Origin of the sequence: Streptomyces sp. NPDC059010 (assembly GCF_042740355.1) — a bacterium.
In the GTDB taxonomy this organism is placed as follows: Bacteria; Actinomycetota; Actinomycetes; order Streptomycetales; family Streptomycetaceae; genus Streptomyces.
Genome location: NZ_JBHYJA010000032.1, coordinates 54,821 through 71,599, shown reverse-complemented (window position 1 = coordinate 71,599; position 16,779 = coordinate 54,821). Strand labels below are relative to the sequence as shown.

15 protein-coding genes are annotated in these 16,779 nt (G+C 70.9%); 13 read left to right on the top strand and 2 right to left on the bottom strand.

The window, feature by feature from the left end:
- Nucleotides 1–31: 31 nt before the first annotated feature.
- Complete coding sequence (locus ACFWYS_RS30410) at nucleotides 32–1,492, bottom strand: FGGY-family carbohydrate kinase (RefSeq protein ID WP_384775753.1); 1,461 nt, start codon at nucleotides 1,490–1,492, stop codon at nucleotides 32–34.
- A gap of 169 nt (nucleotides 1,493–1,661) precedes the next feature.
- On the opposite strand from ACFWYS_RS30410, the gene ACFWYS_RS30405 reads away from it, so the two are divergent.
- From ACFWYS_RS30405 to ACFWYS_RS30355, 11 genes are all read left to right on the top strand, one after another.
- Nucleotides 1,662–3,083 carry an ABC transporter substrate-binding protein gene (locus ACFWYS_RS30405; RefSeq protein WP_384775751.1) on the top strand — a complete coding sequence of 474 codons (1,422 nt, stop codon included), beginning with the start codon at nucleotides 1,662–1,664 and terminating at the stop codon, nucleotides 3,081–3,083.
- A gap of 4 nt (nucleotides 3,084–3,087) precedes the next feature.
- Nucleotides 3,088–3,975: a carbohydrate ABC transporter permease gene (locus ACFWYS_RS30400; protein ID WP_384775749.1), complete on the top strand. Its 888-nt coding sequence runs from the start codon at nucleotides 3,088–3,090 to the stop codon at nucleotides 3,973–3,975.
- A complete protein-coding gene (locus ACFWYS_RS30395; protein WP_384775747.1) occupies nucleotides 3,972–4,802 on the top strand; it encodes a carbohydrate ABC transporter permease in 831 nt (276 codons plus the stop codon). The genes ACFWYS_RS30400 and ACFWYS_RS30395 overlap by 4 nt, the downstream gene beginning before the upstream one ends.
- The gene (locus ACFWYS_RS30390) at nucleotides 4,799–5,905 is read left to right on the top strand and encodes an ABC transporter ATP-binding protein (RefSeq protein WP_384775745.1); all 1,107 of its coding nucleotides are present in this window, start codon (nucleotides 4,799–4,801) and stop codon (nucleotides 5,903–5,905) included. The genes ACFWYS_RS30395 and ACFWYS_RS30390 overlap by 4 nt, the downstream gene beginning before the upstream one ends.
- Nucleotides 5,902–6,753 carry a DeoR/GlpR family DNA-binding transcription regulator gene (locus tag ACFWYS_RS30385; RefSeq protein ID WP_384775743.1) on the top strand — a complete coding sequence of 284 codons (852 nt, stop codon included), beginning with the start codon at nucleotides 5,902–5,904 and terminating at the stop codon, nucleotides 6,751–6,753. The genes ACFWYS_RS30390 and ACFWYS_RS30385 overlap by 4 nt, the downstream gene beginning before the upstream one ends.
- Nucleotides 6,731–7,813 (top strand): ABC transporter ATP-binding protein, encoded by a 1,083-nt coding sequence (locus ACFWYS_RS30380; RefSeq protein ID WP_384775741.1) that lies wholly within the window; start codon nucleotides 6,731–6,733, stop codon nucleotides 7,811–7,813. Before ACFWYS_RS30385 ends, ACFWYS_RS30380 begins: the two co-directional genes overlap by 23 nt.
- The gene (locus ACFWYS_RS30375; RefSeq protein WP_384775739.1) at nucleotides 7,810–8,838 is read left to right on the top strand and encodes a 2-hydroxyacid dehydrogenase; all 1,029 of its coding nucleotides are present in this window, start codon (nucleotides 7,810–7,812) and stop codon (nucleotides 8,836–8,838) included. Before ACFWYS_RS30380 ends, ACFWYS_RS30375 begins: the two co-directional genes overlap by 4 nt.
- Before the next feature lie 20 nt (nucleotides 8,839–8,858).
- Nucleotides 8,859–10,280, top strand: coding sequence for an FGGY family carbohydrate kinase (locus tag ACFWYS_RS30370; RefSeq protein WP_384775737.1), 1,422 nt, complete (start codon nucleotides 8,859–8,861; stop codon nucleotides 10,278–10,280).
- Nucleotides 10,281–10,315: 35 nt separating this feature from the next.
- The gene (locus tag ACFWYS_RS30365; RefSeq protein WP_384775735.1) at nucleotides 10,316–11,389 is read left to right on the top strand and encodes a glycerophosphodiester phosphodiesterase family protein; all 1,074 of its coding nucleotides are present in this window, start codon (nucleotides 10,316–10,318) and stop codon (nucleotides 11,387–11,389) included.
- Between the two features lie 38 nt (nucleotides 11,390–11,427).
- Nucleotides 11,428–11,625 (top strand): hypothetical protein, encoded by a 198-nt coding sequence (locus ACFWYS_RS30360; protein ID WP_384775733.1) that lies wholly within the window; start codon nucleotides 11,428–11,430, stop codon nucleotides 11,623–11,625.
- A gap of 104 nt (nucleotides 11,626–11,729) precedes the next feature.
- Nucleotides 11,730–11,939, top strand: coding sequence for a hypothetical protein (locus tag ACFWYS_RS30355; RefSeq protein ID WP_384775731.1), 210 nt, complete (start codon nucleotides 11,730–11,732; stop codon nucleotides 11,937–11,939).
- Between the two features lie 31 nt (nucleotides 11,940–11,970).
- Here the strand turns inward: ACFWYS_RS30355 and ACFWYS_RS30350 are convergent, their stop codons facing one another.
- Nucleotides 11,971–12,609 (bottom strand): DsbA family protein, encoded by a 639-nt coding sequence (locus ACFWYS_RS30350; protein WP_384775729.1) that lies wholly within the window; start codon nucleotides 12,607–12,609, stop codon nucleotides 11,971–11,973.
- Between the two features lie 137 nt (nucleotides 12,610–12,746).
- Between ACFWYS_RS30350 and pepN the strand changes: the two genes are divergently transcribed.
- Complete coding sequence (gene pepN, locus ACFWYS_RS30345) at nucleotides 12,747–15,380, top strand: aminopeptidase N (RefSeq protein WP_384775727.1); 2,634 nt, start codon at nucleotides 12,747–12,749, stop codon at nucleotides 15,378–15,380.
- Between the two features lie 209 nt (nucleotides 15,381–15,589).
- Nucleotides 15,590–16,636 carry a hypothetical protein gene (locus ACFWYS_RS30340; RefSeq protein WP_384775726.1) on the top strand — a complete coding sequence of 349 codons (1,047 nt, stop codon included), beginning with the start codon at nucleotides 15,590–15,592 and terminating at the stop codon, nucleotides 16,634–16,636.
- Nucleotides 16,637–16,779 lie beyond the last annotated feature (143 nt).

Below are 16,779 nucleotides of genomic sequence, written 5' to 3'. Positions count from 1 at the left end.
CCTGTGCCTGTGCCTGTGCCTGTGCCTGTGCTCATGATTGCGCAGTATCTCCGTCCAGGCGGGCACGCGCGTGCGCCGCGACCGGGGGCGGGAGCCAGCCTCGGGTGGTGAGCTCGTCGACGAGGCGGGCGTAGGGCTCGGCGAAGCGGGCGGTGCGGTCGGGGCGGGGTTCGACGGTCGTGCCGATGCGGACCATGCCCTCCGCGGCCTCCGGCAGGTCGGCCACGGCCCCGGTGCCGAACGCCGCCAACGCGGCCATCCCCAGGGCCGGTTCCGTCTGCCGTGGAACGCGGGCCGGGCGGCCCAGGATGTCGGCGCGCAGTTGGTTCCAGTACGGGCTGCGGGCGCCGCCGCCCGTGAAGGTGAGGGGGCCGTCGAGCGGGGCGCCGAGGTGGTGCAGATAGTCCAGGCACAGGCGTTCCGTGAAGGCGACTCCCTGGAGGAGGGAGGCCCACAGGTCGGCGTCGGACTCCGGTTCGCCGAGGACGAGCGCGAAGGCGTCCGGTGCGAGGAACGGGAAGCGCTCGCCGGGTGAGACGAGGGGGTAGGTGATGGCGCCGGACGGCTCGTAGGCGGCGGCCAGCGTGTCCATGTCCGCCGGGTCGGCGCCCGCGAACGCCGCCGTGAGCACGCCCGCGCCCACGCTGGAGGCGCCGCCCGGCAGCCAACTCCCGTCCGGCGCACGGTGGTTGTAGACCACGCCGGTCGGGTCACGGACCGGTGTCGGGGCGGCGCCCTTGAGGACCAGGGTGGTGCCGAGCACCGAGTTCCAGGAGCCGGGGCGCAGGGCGGCGGAGGCGATCTGGGCCGCGCAGCCGTCGGTCATCCCGGCGATGACGGGGGTGCCGGCGGGGATGCCGGTGGCGTCGGCGGCGGACGCGCAGACCTCGCCGAGGGGGGTGCCGGGGCGTACGACGTCCGGGATGGCCGGGCCGGGCAGGCCGAGGCGGGACAGCATGGCCGGCCAGGCGTCGCGCTCCAGGTCGTAGCCGGTCTTGAGGGCGTGGCTGGAGTCGGCCGGGGGGAGCTCGCCGGTGAGGAGGGAGACGATCAGGTCGGGCTGGTGGGTGACCCGGCCGTGGCCGTACTTCTCGGTCAGCCACAGCGCCTTGGGCAGGGCCCAGGTGTCCTGCACCCCGAGCCCCGCCATCCGCGCCCGCGCCCCCTGCACCGTGGCGCGCCCGTCGTCGTACATCAGCGCGGGGCTCATCGGCCGCCCCGCCCCGTCCGTCAGCAGCACGGTTCCGGACGTCCCGCACACCGCGAGCCCGCCGACCGTGTCCTTCGGCCGCCCGTGCAGCGCGGTCCGGGACGCCGCGCACAGCCCGTCCCACCACTCCGCCGGATCCTGCTCGTGCCGCACTCCGTCCCGCCGTCCGGCGAGGGGGGCCGAGCCGCTGCCGAGGACCGTGCCGTCCCCGGTGACCAGCAGGACCCTGACGCTCTGGGTCCCCAGGTCGATCCCGAGCCATGCGTCGTGTTCATGCGTCATCCGGACCTCCCGCACATCTCGATCCGTGAACTTCACACTCTGCCCTGAGATTTTCCCCTGCGCGAGGGATTGACGCCCAACTTCCGCCGTTCCACCCTCTGTTAACGAGTCGACTCGCCGCGTTAACCACGAGCAACCCGGATGGCCGAACCCCACGTGGAGGTCACGGATGGACATGCACGTGCACGACCGCCGCCGCTTCCTGGCGCTGAGCGCCGCCCTGGCCGCCACGCCGCTGCTGACCGCCTGCGGTGCCGGATTCGGCGGTGACGACGACAAGAGCGACGGCTCGGCGGCGGACGACGTCACCGGCTCCTTCGACTGGCGGCGCGAGAAGGGCACGACCGTCAAGGCGCTGCTGAACAAGCACCCGTACACGGACGCGCTGATAGCCGATCTCAAGTCCTTCACCGAGAAGACCGGCATCAAGGTCGAGTACGACGTCTTCCCCGAGGACAACTACTTCGACAAGCTCACCGTCGACCTGTCCAGCGGACGCGCCTCGTACGACGTCTTCATGCTCGGCGCGTACATGGTCTGGCAGTACGGCCCGCCGGGCTGGCTGGAGGACCTCGGGCCCTGGATGCGCAACTCCTCGGCCACCGGCGCCGAATGGGACCAGGCCGACTTCTTCCCGAACCTCCTCCAGGCCGACCAGTGGTCGCTGAAGGCGGGTGCGCCGCTCGGACAGGGCGGGCAGTACGCGCTGCCGTGGGGCTGGGAGACCAACGTCGTCGCCTACAACACGGACGTCTTCAAAAAGCTCGGCCTCAAGCCCGCCGAGACCTTCGACGAGCTGCGCGAGATCGCCGGGGCCATCAAGAAGAAGGCGCCGGGCGCCGGTTTCGACGGCATGTACGGGATCGCCGTACGGGGATCGAGAAGCTGGGCGACCATCCACCCGGGCTTCATGACGATGTACGCCCGTAACGGGCTCAAGGACTTCACAGTCCAGGGCGGGAAGCTCACACCCGCCATGAACACCCCGGAGGCGGTCGCGTTCACCGAGGACTGGGCGGGCATGGTCAAGCAGGGCGGGCCGCCGTCCTGGACGTCGTACACCTGGTACCAGTGCTCCAGCGACCTCGGGGCGAAGAAGGCCGGGATGCTGTTCGACGCGGACACGGCGGCCTACTTCCAGGCGGTGGAGGGGGCGAGCCCCGCCTCCGGGAAGATCGCCTTCCATCCCGGTCCGAAGGGTCCGGACGGTTCTCTCGCCACCAACATGTGGATCTGGTCGCTCGGCATGAACGCCAAGAGCAAGAAGAAGAGCGCCAGTTGGCTGTTCCTGCAGTGGGCGACCGGCAAGCAGCACCTGCTCAAGAGCGCGATCACGCACAACCACATCGACCCGGTGCGCAAATCGATCGCCGACGCCGCCGCCTACAAGGACAAGATGAGGCATCTGCCCGGCTTCATCGAGACCTTCGAGACCGTCGTGGACCAGACGAAGATCCAGTTCACCCCGCAGGCCCAGTTCTTCGACGCGACCACCAGCTGGGCCGCCGCCCTCCAGGAGATCTACGGCGGCAAGGGCGCCGAGTCGGTGCTGGACGGGCTGGCGGGCGACCTCGCCGACAAGGTGGGCTAGCGCGATGGGATGGCGGTTCGCCCTTCGCCCCTACGTCCTGATCGTCCCCGCCCTGCTGCTGACCTGCGGAATCCTCTACCCCTTCGGACTCGGCCTCTACTACACGCTGTTCGACTTCTCGGCGAGCAAGCCGCAGCCGGACATGGTGCGGTTCGAGAACTACGAGACCGTCTTCACGCAGGAGGCCTTCTGGAACTCGGCGTGGGTGACTGTGCTGTACGCGGTGGGGGCGGCCGCCGTGGAGACCGTGCTCGGGGTCGCCGTCGCCCTGCTGCTGCACCGGTCGTCCGTCGTCGGGCGGGTGCTGGAGAAGATCCTCATCCTGCCGCTGATGATCGCGCCGGTGATCGCGGCGATCATCTGGAAGCTGATGCTCCAGCCGTCCGTCGGCGTCGTGAACCACCTGCTCAGACCCTTCGGGCTGGGCGGGGTGCAGTGGACGGACACCCCGACCGGCGCGCTGCTGTCGTCCATCGCCGTGGACGTGTGGGTGTACACGCCGTTCGTGGCGATCCTCGCGCTCGCCGGGCTGCGCTCGCTGCCCACCTCCCCCTTCGAGGCGGCGGCGGTCGACGGTGCGGGCTGGTGGTACACCTTCCGGCGGCTGACGCTGCCGATGCTGTGGCCGTACGTCCTGGTCGCGGTGATCTTCCGGTTCATGGACTCGCTGAAGGTGTTCGACATCATCTACGCCCTGACGGAGGGCGGACCGGGTGACTCGACGGTCGTCCTCCAGATCCGCGCCTACCTGGAGGCGATCCGCTTCCAGCGGTACTCGTTCGGCATCAGCTACACGATCGTGCTCTGGGCCGTGGTGTATCTCGCCGCGATGGTGCTGGTGAAGCACCTGGGGAAGATCCAGCGGAAGGCGGCGGAGGTGGCTGCCAAGTGACGTTCAGGAAACGGCTGCTGGGGTGGCTGGCGGATGCCGCCCTCATCCTCTACTTCGTCTTCGCGCTGTTTCCGATCGCCTGGATGGTGATCCTCTCCCTGAAGCCGGCCAACGAGCTCTTCTCCACCTACTTCTCCTTCTCCCCCACCCTCGACGGCTACCGCACGGTCCTCGGCGACAGCGAGGGCATCCCGTTCGTGCGGTTCTTCGTCAACAGCCTGGTCGTGTCGGTGGGCGCGGTGGTCCTGTCGCTCCTGGTGGGGCTCCCGGCGGCGTACGCCTCGGCGCGCTGGCGGTTCAAGGGCTCGGAGAACCTGATGTTCACGCTGCTGTCGTTCCGGTTCGCGCCCGAACTCACCGTGATCATCCCGCTGTTCGTGCTCTACCAGAAGCTCGGCCTGTTCGACACGTACGTCGGCATGGTGTGGGTGCTCCAGCTGGTCACGCTGCCGCTGATCGTATGGATCATGCGGTCCTACTTCGCGGACCTCACCCCCGAACTGGAGCAGGCGGCGCTGCTGGACGGCTACACCCGCAAGCAGGCGTTCCTGCGGGTGGCGCTGCCGCTGGTGAAGCCGGGGGTCGCGGCGGTCTCCCTGCTGGCCTTCATCTTCGCGTGGAACAACTTCGTCTTCCCGCTCATCCTGACCTCCAACGAGGCCCAGACCGTGACCGTGGGCGCCCTGTCCTTCCTCGGCGGCGACCGCCCCAAGTACAACCTCACGGCCGCCGCCGCCCTCGTCTCCGTGGTCCCGCCCCTGCTGCTGGCCCTCACCATCCAGCGGTATCTGGTGCGGGGCCTGTCCTTCGGGGCGGTGAAGTCGTGATCCGGCTGTCGGGCGTCCGCAAGACATACGGCAAGGTCACCGCACTCGACGACCTGGAACTGGACGTCCGGGAAGGCGAGTTCTTCTGCCTCCTCGGCCCCTCGGGCGCCGGCAAGACCACGACCCTGAAGACGATCGCCGGGCTGGAGACCCCCGAAGCCGGCACGGTCGAGCTCGACGGCGAGGACATGCGCGGCGTGGAGCCGTACGACCGTGGAGTGGCGATGTGCTTCGAGAGCTACGCCCTCTACCCGCACAAGTCGGCCTACGACAACCTGGCCTCGCCGCTCCGCTCCCCACGCCACCGCCTCCCCGCGGACCGGGCCAGGGAGCGGATCGGCGAGGTCGCCGAACTCCTGGGAATCTCCGCCTTGTTGGACCGCCCGGTCGGCCGGCTCTCCAACGGCCAGCGACAGCGCGTGGCCCTCGGCCGGGTCCTGGTCCGCCCGGCCCGCGCCTTCCTCCTCGACGAGCCCCTCTCCCACCTGGACGCCAAACTGCGCCAGCAGATGAGGGCCGAGCTGAAGGCGATCGGCGCGGTACGGCACACGACCACCCTCTACGTCACCCACGACTCCGTGGAGGCACTGGCGCTGGGCGACCGGATCGGGGTCATCCGGGAGGGGCGGATCGTGCAGACGGGGACCCGGGAGGAGATCTGGTACCGGCCCTACGACACGGAGGTGGCGCGGGCCTTCGGCCGTCCCCGCATCAATCTCCTCCCGGGAGCGGTGACATCCGACGGCGGTTTCCGTTCCCCGGACGGCAAGGTCGAGCTGCCGCTCCGGACCGAGGCGGCCACGACCCCGGCCGCGGCCCCCGGCACGAAGGTGCTGATCGGCGTACGCCCCCGCGACCTCACCCTCGGCGAGGGCCCCGGCCACGAGCTCTCCGGCACCGTCTACGTCACCGAGGTGCTCGGCCGGTCGGTGGAGGTCACGGTCCGGCTCGGCGAGCAGCATGTCTCGCTGGTCGTGCCGCGCGGCGAGGCGACAAGCCTTCGGCCCGACGATCCGGTACGCCTGTCGGTCCGGCCTGAGAACCTGCTGCTGTTCGAGGCCGACCGGCCGCAGCGTCCAGGACGACGGATCGAGACACGATGAGCAATCACAGCAGCGGTCCGCAGGGCCCCGCCGCCCGGCAGGCCGCCATGGCCGAGCTGGTCCTCGCCGACGGTTCGGCGACGGCCGCCGAGCTGGCCGAGCGGTTCGGGGTCAGCCTGATGACCATCCACCGGGACCTGGACGAGCTCGAACGGCAGGGCATCGTGCGCAAGTCCAGGGGCGGTGTGACCGCGCAGCCCTCCGGGGTCTTCGAGTCCAACGTGCAGTACCGGCTGAAGACCATGCGCGCCGAGAAGGCCGCCGTGGCCGACCGCGCCCTGAGGCTGATCGAGCCCGGCATGGCGATCATGCTGGACGACTCGACCTCCACCCTGGAGATAGCCCGCAGGCTGCGCGCCGGCGAGGTGACCCCGCTGACGGTCGTCACCAACTTCCTGGAGGCCATCAACGTCCTCTCCGACCAGCGCGGCATCCATCTGATGGCCCTCGGCGGCGACTACGACCCGCTGCACTCCTCCTTCCTCGGCGTGTCCTGCGTAGAGGCGATCGAGCAGCTGCGGGTGGACGTGTGCTTCGCGTCGACGTCGGCCGTGCACGGGGGTTACGCCTACCACCAGGAGCAGCACATCGTGTCGGTGAAGCGGGCCATGCTCGACGCGGCCGCCCGCAATGTGCTGCTGATCGACCACACCAAGCTCGCCCGGGTCGCCCTGCACCGGGTGGTCCCCCTCTCCCGCTTCGACCTGCTCCTCGTGGACGACGGGGCGTCGGCGGAGGCGCTGCGGGACCTGGACGAGCACAAGGTCACCTACGAAGTCTGCGCCCGGACAGGTCCTGGGGCACCGATCGTGACGAAGGGCAGCGATGACCGAGCTGGAGCTACGTGATCTGCGCAAGACCTTCTCGGCGCGGGGCCGCCCGCCGGTGGCTGCCGTACGCGGCCTGGACCTGGCCCTCCACTCCGGCGAGCTGCTCGGTCTGCTGGGCCCCTCGGGCTGCGGAAAGTCCACGACCCTGCGGATGATCGCCGGCCTTGAGACGGTGACCGGCGGCGACATCCTGGTCGGCGGTTCGTCGGTGACCGCCCGCCCGGCGCAGCAGCGCAACATCGGGGTCGCCTTCGAGAACTACGCCCTCTACCCGCCCCTCACGGTGGCGGAGAACCTGGCCTTCGGCCTGAAGGCACGCAGGAGGGCCGACCGGGGAGACGTCGACCGCAAGGTCAGGGAGATCGCCGAGCGCGTCGACCTCACCGACATCCTCGACGCCCGCCCGGCGGGCCTGTCCAGCGGCCAGAAGCAACGGGTCTCCCTGGCCCGGGCGCTGATCCGGGAACCGGACGTGCTCCTCCTCGACGAGCCCCTCTCCCATCTGGACGCGGCCCAACGCGACACGACCCGCCGCGAACTCAAGCGCATCCAGCGCGACCTGGGCCACACCACCATCCTCGTCACCCACGACCAGGAGGAGGCCCTCTCCCTGGCCGACCGGATCGCCGTGATGAAGGACGGCGTGATCCAGCAGCTCGGCACCCCGTACGAGATCTACGACAGCCCCGCCAACGTCTTCGTCGCGGACTTCGTGGGCGAGCCCGCGATCAACCTCCTCCCCGGCGTGACGACGACCGACGGCCACGCCCGCCTGTCGGAGACGGCACGGCTCGCGCTGCCGGTGCCGGTGGAGGCGGGCCGGGAGGTGGTGGTCGGCATCCGCCCGGAGGACCTGACGCTGACGGGCGAGGACGACGGACTGTCTGCCCGCGTGGTGGCCCACGAACCCCTCCTGGAGTCGGGCATCGCGACCCTCGCGCTCGACGGCGTCGACAGCCCCCTCGTCGTCCTCACCGCCCCCGAGGTACGCCTCGTCCACGACGACCGCGTCCATGTCACCGCCGACCCTCACCTCACCCATGTCTTCGACGCCGAGACGGGAGACTCCCTCCGATGACCAACGGGAACAGCGTGCGCGTGGTGGCCGCCGGCGACCACTTCATCCTGCCGACGCTCATCAGGGAGGCACTCGCCCGTGAACTCGCCTGTGAGATGGGCGAGTTGACACTCGGCTGGCCGCTGGACCCCTTCGGTCCGGTGGCCGAGGTGACCGAGGCGAGTGACGCCGAGGACGAGCTGATCGAGGCCCTCGCCGGGGCGCAGGTGCTGGTCACGCAGATGGGCCCGGTGACGGAGCGCGTCCTCGACGCCTGCCCGGACCTGCGACTGGTGGTGGTGTGCCGGGGCGGCCCGGTGAACGTCAACCTGGACGCGGCCAAACGGCATGACGTGCGGGTGTGTTACGCCCCCGGGCGCAACGCCGCCGCCACGGCCGAGTTCACGGTGGGCCTGATGCTGGCGGCGCTGCGCCGGATTCCCCAGGCGCACAACCTCCTTGCGCTGCAGGGCAGTTGGGAGGGGGCGACGTACTACACCTACGACCACAGCGGCCTGGAACTGGAGGACCTGCCCGTCGGGCTCATCGGCTACGGCGCCGTGGGCAGCCGGGTCGCCCGCGTGCTCTGCGCCTTCGGCGCGCAGGTGATGGTCTACGACCCCTACGCCCGCGGCGAGATCCACGGCCTGCGTGTCGCGTCCCTGGACGAACTCCTGCGCATCTCCCGGGTGATCACACTGCACGCCCGTCTCACCCCCGAGACCCGGGGGCTGATCGGTGCCCGCGAACTGGCCCTGCTGCCACAGGGGGCGGTGGTCGTGAACGCGGCGAGGGGCCCGCTGCTGGACGAGGACGCCCTGTGCGGGGCCCTGGAGAACGGCCACGTCTCGGCGGCGGCCCTGGACACCTACGCACAGGAGCCGCTGCCCCCGGCCTCCCGGCTGCACGCCCTCGCCGACCGCGTCGTACTGACCCCACACCTGGGCGGCGCGTCCCGCGCGGTGGCGGAGAAGGCGGCAGCGATCGCAGCGGCGGAGGTGGGCCGCTGGGCGCGAGGGGAGCCACTGGCACACGCCCTGACCTGAGGCACGAGAGGTGGGTTGGAATGTACATCGGCATCGACGTGGGCACTTCCACGGTAAAAGCCGCCGCGTTCGACGACACCGGCCGCGAACTGGCCGTAGAGGCCCGCCCGGTGGCCCTGTCCCTGCACGGCGGTCATGTCGAGCAGGACATGGAGGAGGTGTACACAGCGGTCATAGGCGTACTCGACGCTCTGACCTCCCGCCTCCCGGGCCCGGTCGAGCTGGCCGGTCTCACCGGACAGGGCGACGGTGTCTGGCTGGTCGACAAGGACGGCCGACCCGTCCGACCCGCCGCCTCCTGGATGGACGGCCGGGCGCACGAGCTGCTCGACCAGTGGCTGGCGGACGGCACGTTCGAGACGGTGTTCCGCCGCACCGGAAGCGCGATGTTCCCCGGGTGTCCGGGCCCGCTGCTCGCCTGGCTCGACCGCTATGAGCCCGCGTCGCTCGACGCCGCGGCCACCGCGCTCTACTGCAAGGACATGGTCTTCCGCCGTCTGACCGGCGCCCCGGCGACGACGGACGTCTCGGACGCGTCGATGCCGTTCCTCGACCCGCGCACCCGGGCGTACGACAACCGGGTCGTGGAGCTGCTGGGTCTGACGCACCGCCGGGGCCTGCTCGCGCCGATCGGCGATCCGATCACGACGGCCGAGGCGCGCGAGGGGCTGCCCTCGGGGACGCGGCTGGCGAACGGCCCGTACGATCTGCCGTCCTGTGCGCTCGGCGCGGGTGTGAAGGCCCCCGGCGACGGTCTGCTGATCGTCGGTACCTGCCTGGCCAGCCTGGTCGCCACGACGGACCTGGATCTGAAGGGCGAGCCGGCCGGGCTGTACATCTCCACCGACCGTCCCGGCCACTGGCTGCGCGCGATGCCCGCGATGGTCGGCACGGCGGCCCTGGACTGGGTGCTGTCCACGACCGGTGTCCACCACGACGAGGTCGACGCCCTGCTCGCCGAGACACCGCCCGGTGCGAACGGGGTCCGTGTGCTGCCGTACTTCGCCCCGTCGGGCGAGCGGGCCCCGTTCGTGGAACCCCGGCTGCGCGCCGAACTCACCGGTGTCTCCCTGGAGTCCACGAAGGCCGATCTGATCCGCGCGACCTGCGAGGGCATCGGCTACGCCGCCCGCCACTGTCTGGCGGCGGCGGGGCTGACGGGCACCCTCGCGGTGTGCGGCGGGGGCACGCGCAGCCCCGCCTGGATGCGGCTGCTCGCCGATGTGCTGGGCCGTCCGCTGAGGGTGGTCGAGGGTGAAGTGGGGGCGCGGGGCGCGGTGCTGGCGGCGGCGGAACGGTACGGGGTGGCGCTGGACGCGGCGGCCTGGACGGAGCCGACGGCGGTCGTGGAGCCGGACGCGGCCCGGGCGGCGTACTACGCGGACGCCTACGACGACCATCTGGCCCGGCTGGCTCAGGCGCGGGACCGGGCGCGGGCGTGAACGACCCGCCGAGACAAGGGAGTCATATGCACCTCATGCATCTCAGACGCCGCTCTCTGCTGCTCGCGGCCGCCGCGGCACCCGCGGCCACGGCGGCCACGGCCGTCCCCGCACGGGCACACGCGACCGAGCCGGCCTCGAAGAACACGCGGCACCCGCTCGTCATCGGCCACCGGGGTGCCGCGGGCTGGCGCCCCGAACACACGGCGGTCTCCTACACCTACGCCGTGCAGACCGGCGCCGACTGGATCGAACCGGACCTCGTCCCGACGAAGGACCACGTCCTGGTCGTCCGGCACGAGAACGAGATCTCGCAGACGACGGACGTGGCGTCGCATCCGGAGTTCGCGGACCGCCGTACCACCAGGACCGTGGACGGGCGTCCGGTGACCGGCTGGTTCACCGAGGACTTCACGCTGGCGGAGCTGAAGACGCTGCGCGCGGTGGAGCGGCTGCCGCTGGTCCGCAACCGCAACACGGTGTTCGACGGCCGCGAGGAAGTGCTCACCTTCCAGGAGGTGGTGGACCTGGCGCGCCGGCTGTCCAGGACGTACGGCCGCACGATCGCCGTCTTCCCCGAGACCAAGCACCCGACCTACTTCCGCTCGCTGGGCCTGCCGTTGGAACCGAAGCTGGCGGCGGCGATCCGGCGGAACCGGCTCGGCCGGCGCGAGTGTGTCGTGCAGTCCTTCGAGCCGACGAGCCTGAAGCGGATCGCGGCCGAGCGGCTGGGGGTGCCGCTGTGGCAGGCGCTGGGGACGACGGGCGGACCGTACGACCTGGTCTCGTCCGGTGATCCGACGACGTACCAGGACATGATGACCGCGGCGGGGCTGGCGCGGATCGCCGAGTACGCGGACTGGATCGGGCCGGACAAGTCCTCGCTCGCCGGTACGCCGGTCCTCGCGGACGCGCATGCGGCGGGGCTGCGGGTGGGGCCGTACACCTTCCGGGCGGAGAACCAGTTCCTTCCGGTGGAATTCCGGCGCGATGGCGGAGCGAACGATTTCGGGGACGCGTTCGCCGAGTACGCGCTGTACTACGGGATGGGGGTCGACGCGGTGGTGACCGACTTCCCGGATCTGGCGGTGATGGCTAGGAGGGGCTGATGAGGACGTTCCGGCTGGCGTGCCCTACCTGTGGGGGCATGCAGGTGTTCCGGCCGCTCAATGCCGAGGAGAAGGCGGCGGTCCGGGCGGAGAAGGGGGATCCCCGCCATTACGTGGACTGGTACTGGCGCTGCACCGCGAAGAGCTGCCTGACCTACTACCGGCACCTGAACATGAGCGACCGCGGCGTCCTCCCCGAGAGGTTCCGCGAGGAGGAGACCGCGGCCGGGGCGTGACGTCCGGAATCCGCCCTGGCAGGACGGATTCCGGGCTGATGCCACGGCCCCGCGCGGGCCTACGCTCCCGTCACCGTATTGCGCACGGGATGGGGGGATTTCAGATGGTGTCGAAGCGATGCCCGAACTGCGGCGACCGTATGGAGGAGTTCAGCCCGGTCACCGAAGAGGAGTGGGGGCAGGTCAAGGGCCAGATACCGAAGCATGTCCGCAAGGCGGCCGTGCTCCGCTGCACCAACGGGAAGTGCCGGCGGGTCCAGCAGCGGGGCAACCGCCATGTCGGCGGCAACCTCCCCGAGCCCGAGTCCGACTAGCCCCAGCCCTGCCCCAGGCCCAGCCCTGGCCCTACAGGTTGCTGAAGTCCGGCCCCTTCGTGCGGGTCCGCTTGATCTCGTAGAAGCCCGGTACGGAGGCCACGGCGAGGGTGCCGTCCCAGAGCTTCGCGGCCTCCTCGCCCTGGGGGGCCGGCGTGACGACGGGGCCGAAGAAGGCGATCTGCTCGCCGTCGGCGCCGGGGACGGCGATGACGGGGGTGCCCACCTCCTGGCCGACCAGCTCGATGCCCTCCTTGTGGGAGGCGCGCAGCTGCGGCTCGTAGGGGGTGCCGTCCCAGTGGTCCATGAGGGAGTCGGGCAGGCCCACGTCCTTCAGGGCGGCGGCGACGGTCTCCTTCTCGGGGCCCTCGCCCTTGTTGTGGATGCGGGTGCCGAGCGCGGTGTAGAGGTCGCCGAGCACCTCGGCGCCATGCTCCTCCTGCGCGGCGATGACGACCCGGACGGGACCCCACGCCTTGGTCTCCAGCAGCTCGCGGTACTGCTCGGGGAGTTCGTCGAGCCTGTCCTCGTTGAGGACGGCCAGGCTCATCAGATGCCAGCGGACCTCGATGTCGCGGACCTTCTCCACCTCCAGCACCCAGCGCGAGGTCATCCAGGCCCACGGGCACAGGGGGTCGAACCAGAAGTCGACGGGGGTCTTGTCCGACATGTCTCTCCTCAGAGGGAAGCGTTTACCCCGGGGAACACTCCTGGCCGGTCCGCCCATTCCCGGCTGCCCGCCGTCGGGCGCGCATGGCAGGATCAGGGCTGTCCGCATACTGAACACCACCCGAGGGAGTGCCGCCCGTGCCCGGTGAGAATCTGTCCCGCGACGAGGCCCGGGAGCGGGCCGCCCTGCTGTCCGTCGACGGCTACGACGTGTCCCTCGACGTGCGGTCCGCCGTCGGTGACCCCGTCGGCGACACGGCCGCGGAGGACGGGGCACCGCGCACCTTCCGCTCGGTCACCACGATCCGCTTCCGCTGCGCGGAGCCCGGCGCGAGCAGCTTCGCGGATCTGATCGCGCCGAGTGTGACGGCCGTCTCCCTCAACGGCAGGGACCTGGACCCGAGCGAGGTCTTCGACGGTTCGCGGATCACACTGGAGGACCTGGCCGCCGACAACGAGCTCGTGGTGGACGCCCAGTGCGCGTACTCCCGCACGGGTGAGGGCCTGCACCGGTTCGTCGACCCGGAGGACGGCGAGGTCTACCTCTACACGCAGTACGAGCCGGCCGACTCGCGCCGGGTGTTCGCGGGCTTCGAGCAGCCGGACCTCAAGGCGCCGTTCCGCTTCGAGGTGCGGGCGCCTGAGGAGTGGACGGTGTGGAGCAACGGGGCCGGTGAACTCGCGGACGGCATCTGGAGGTTCGCCGAGACGAAGCCGATCTCGACGTACATCACGTGTGTCGTGGCCGGCCCGTACCACTACGTCACGGACTCCTACGAGCGCACCCTCGCCGACGGCACGACGCTGCGGATCCCGCTCGGCGCCATGTGCCGCAAGGGTCTCGCGCCCTACTTCGACTCCGACGACGTCTTCCTGATCACCAAGCAGGGCCTGGACTTCTTCCACAACCACTTCGACTACCCGTACCCCTTCGGGAAGTACGACCAGGCGTTCGTGCCGGAGTACAACCTCGGCGCGATGGAGAACCCGGGGCTGGTGACCTTCCGGGAGGAGTACATCTTCCGCGGCAAGGTGACGCGGTCGTCGTACGAGGGCCGGGCGAACGTCATCCTGCACGAGATGGCGCACATGTGGTTCGGCGATCTGGTCACCATGGTGTGGTGGGACGACCTGTGGCTGAAGGAGTCCTTCGCGGACTTCATGGGCACCTTCGCGAACGTCGGCGCGACCCGCTTCAAGGACGCCTGGATCACCTTCGCCAACCGTCGCAAGTCGTGGGCGTACCGCGCCGACCAGCTGCCCTCCACCCACCCGATCACCGCCGACATCCGCGACCTGCAGGACGCGAAGCTCAACTTCGACGGCATCACCTACGCCAAGGGCGCTTCCGTGCTGAAGCAGCTCGTGGCGTACGTCGGACAGGACGCGTTCCTCGAAGGCGCGCGGCGCTACTTCAAGCGGAACGCGTACGGCAACACGCGTCTCGGTGATCTGCTGTCGGTGCTGGAGGAGACCAGCGGGCGGGACATGGGCGCATGGGCGCGGTCCTGGCTGCAGACGGCGGGCGTGAACTCGCTGACCCCGCAGGTGCTGCTGGACGCCGAGGGCCGGGTGAGCGAGCTGGCGGTGCTTCAGGAGGCGGCCGAGTCCCACCCGGAGCTGCGCCCGCACCGGGTCGCGGTCGGTCTGTACCGGCGGGGCGAGGGCGGGGCGCTGGAGCGGTACACGCGGGCCGAGGTGGACGTCGACGGTCCGCGGACGGTCGTGGCGGAGCTGGCGGGTGCCGAGGCGCCGGAGCTGGTGCTGGTCAACGACGACGATCTGACGTACTGCAAGACCCGCTTCGACGCCGGGTCCCTGGCGACGCTGCGGGAGCACCTGGGTGCGGTGACCGACCCGCTGGCGCGTGCCTTGTGCTGGTCGGCGCTGTGGAACATGACGCGGGACGCGCTGCTGCCGGCCCGGGACTTCGTGGACCTGGTACTGCGGTTCGCGGGGCGCGAGTCCGACATCGGTGTGCTGCAGATGCTGCAGGCGTGGGCGGACTCGTCGCTGGTCCACTATGTGGCGCCGCAGTGGCGGCCGACCGGCGAGCGGCTGGTCGCCGAGGGCGCGCTGCGGGAGCTGCGGGCCGCCGAGCCGGGCAGCGAGCAGCAGCTGGCGTGGGCGCGGTTCTTCGCCTCGGTGACGTCGGGTGCGGAGGATCTGGCGTTGCTGCGGGGTCTGCTGGAGGGTACGGAGAAGATCGAGGGGCTGGACGTCGACCAGGAGCTGCGCTGGGCGTTCCTGGAGCCGCTGGCCGCGCACGGGGTGGCGGACGAGTCGGTGCTGGCGGCCGAACTGGCCCGGGACGACACGGCGTCCGGCAAGCGCCACCAGGTGCGCTGCCTGGCCGCGCGGCCTTCCGGGGCTGTGAAGGCGCAGGCGTGGGCGCAGGTCGTGGAGTCGGACGCGTTGTCGAACGCGCTGGTCGAGGCGACCATCTCGGGCTGGGGCCGGCCGTCGCAGCGGGAGCTGCTGGCGCCGTACACCGAGAAGTACTTCGCTGCCATCGAGCGGGTGTGGGCCGAGCGGTCGATCCAGATCGGGATGGACGTGGTGCGGGGCCTGTTCCCGGCGCTCCAGCAGTCGCAGGCCACCCTGGACGCGACGGACGCCTGGCTCACGGCCCACGAGGACGCGGCACCGGCGCTGCGGCGGCTGGTACTGGAGGCGCGGGACGATCTGGCGCGGGGGCTGCGGGGGCAGGCGTGCGACGCGGGGGCCGCTTCCGAGTCGGCGCCGGGGTCAGGATCGGCGTCAACCTCATAAGACCTTTGGCCAACGATCACGGCCGTCCGTGACCGTTACGGAATTCAGGCAATAGCAGCCGTAACCCCTGGTCCAACCCGAACGGACCAGGGGTTTTGCCTGCCTACTCGGCACCCGAACACCCGTCCTTTAGTGCCAGGTTGTCCGGTTTTGTCGACGGACATGTAACAGCGGTTAGCGAGCGGATCGGACGCGGGAACCTCCGGGGCATGAACCACAACACCCCGGTCCCCCCGCTCTCCCCCCGCCCCCTGCGTCATCTCTCCGAGGTGCACCGCCGTGTCATGACCGCCGCGCAGCTGAAGTCGCACGGCGTCCCCACCGCCGACGTGAACGAGCAGTGCCGCCCCGGCGGCCCCTGGCAGCAGTTCCTCCCCGGTGTCTTCCTGCTCCACCCCGGCCCGCCGACCAGCGAGGAGCGCCTGCACGCGGTGCTGATGTACGCGGCGCGGGAACGCTCGCCGGGAGTGCCGTCCCAGCCGAACCCGGGTGAGGGGCACGCCCCCGCCTACCCCGAGGCGGTCATCACGGGCCTCGCGGCGCTGACCCTGCACGGCTTCTCGGCCACGCCGCCGCTGACCGCCCTGGACACGATCGACGTCCTGGTCCCCCGGATGCGGCGCCTGCGCTCGACGGGCTGCGCCCGCATCCTGCGCACCCCCGCGCTCCCCGCCCCGCACCAGGTGACGGGCCTGCCGGTCGCGCCGGTCCCGCGCGCCCTGGCCGACGCGGTGGCCGAACTGACGGACGCGAGCGCCGTACGCCGGCTGCTGACCGAGGCCGTCCGCGGCGGGCACTGCGAACCGGCGTCGGTGGTACGGGAATTGAACCAGGCGAAGCTGCTGAACCGCCCGCACGTGGTGGACGCGGTGGACTCCCTGCTCGCCGAGGGCCGCGCGATCGCCGAGGACCGCCTCTACGAGATGGTCCACGTGTACGGCCTCCCCGACCCCGTCTGGAACGTCGACCTGCGGCTGCCCGGCGGCCCGCATCTCGGCGGCCTGGACGCCTACTGGCCGGAGCAGGCGGTGGCGGTGGAACTGGACACCCGGGCGCCCCGCCACGACGAGGACGCCCTGTGGTCCGAGTACGCCCGCAAGCGGGAGCACTTGGAGCGCCTGGGCATCACGGTCGTCTACATCACCCCGAAGAAGCTCCGCGACGCCATGGAGCAGCAGGCGGCGGTGGTCCGTACGGCCCTGATGGCGGCGGCGGACCGCGAACCGGCCGCGTATGTCGTGGTGCTGCCCCGATAGTCCCCGGTAGTGACGGACCGGGACGCGCAGCACCAGGAGGGGAGAGGAGGGGCCGCCGGGGCCAGTCCCGGCGGCCCCCCCGCGGGGCGCGCCGGGGTTGGTGTGGAGCGGCGGGGGGGGGGGGGGGTTTTTATAGGGGGCCC

Bases quoted from the DNA above. Each gene is read 5' to 3' on its own strand.
- ACFWYS_RS30375 (WP_384775739.1), top strand. From the start codon at position 7,810: ATGACCAACGGGAACAGCGTGCGCGTGGTGGCCGCCGGCGACCACTTC.
- ACFWYS_RS30405 (WP_384775751.1), top strand. From the start codon at position 1,662: ATGGACATGCACGTGCACGACCGCCGCCGCTTCCTGGCGCTGAGCGCC.
- ACFWYS_RS30360 (WP_384775733.1), top strand. From the start codon at position 11,428: ATGCAGGTGTTCCGGCCGCTCAATGCCGAGGAGAAGGCGGCGGTCCGG.
- ACFWYS_RS30370 (WP_384775737.1), top strand. From the start codon at position 8,859: ATGTACATCGGCATCGACGTGGGCACTTCCACGGTAAAAGCCGCCGCG.
- ACFWYS_RS30355 (WP_384775731.1), top strand. From the start codon at position 11,730: ATGGTGTCGAAGCGATGCCCGAACTGCGGCGACCGTATGGAGGAGTTC.
- ACFWYS_RS30400 (WP_384775749.1), top strand. From the start codon at position 3,088: ATGGGATGGCGGTTCGCCCTTCGCCCCTACGTCCTGATCGTCCCCGCC.
- ACFWYS_RS30365 (WP_384775735.1), top strand. From the start codon at position 10,316: ATGCATCTCAGACGCCGCTCTCTGCTGCTCGCGGCCGCCGCGGCACCC.
- ACFWYS_RS30385 (WP_384775743.1), top strand. From the start codon at position 5,902: ATGAGCAATCACAGCAGCGGTCCGCAGGGCCCCGCCGCCCGGCAGGCC.
- ACFWYS_RS30410 (WP_384775753.1), bottom strand. From the start codon at position 1,492: ATGACGCATGAACACGACGCATGGCTCGGGATCGACCTGGGGACCCAG.
- ACFWYS_RS30350 (WP_384775729.1), bottom strand. From the start codon at position 12,609: ATGTCGGACAAGACCCCCGTCGACTTCTGGTTCGACCCCCTGTGCCCG.
- ACFWYS_RS30380 (WP_384775741.1), top strand. From the start codon at position 6,731: ATGACCGAGCTGGAGCTACGTGATCTGCGCAAGACCTTCTCGGCGCGG.
- ACFWYS_RS30340 (WP_384775726.1), top strand. From the start codon at position 15,590: ATGAACCACAACACCCCGGTCCCCCCGCTCTCCCCCCGCCCCCTGCGT.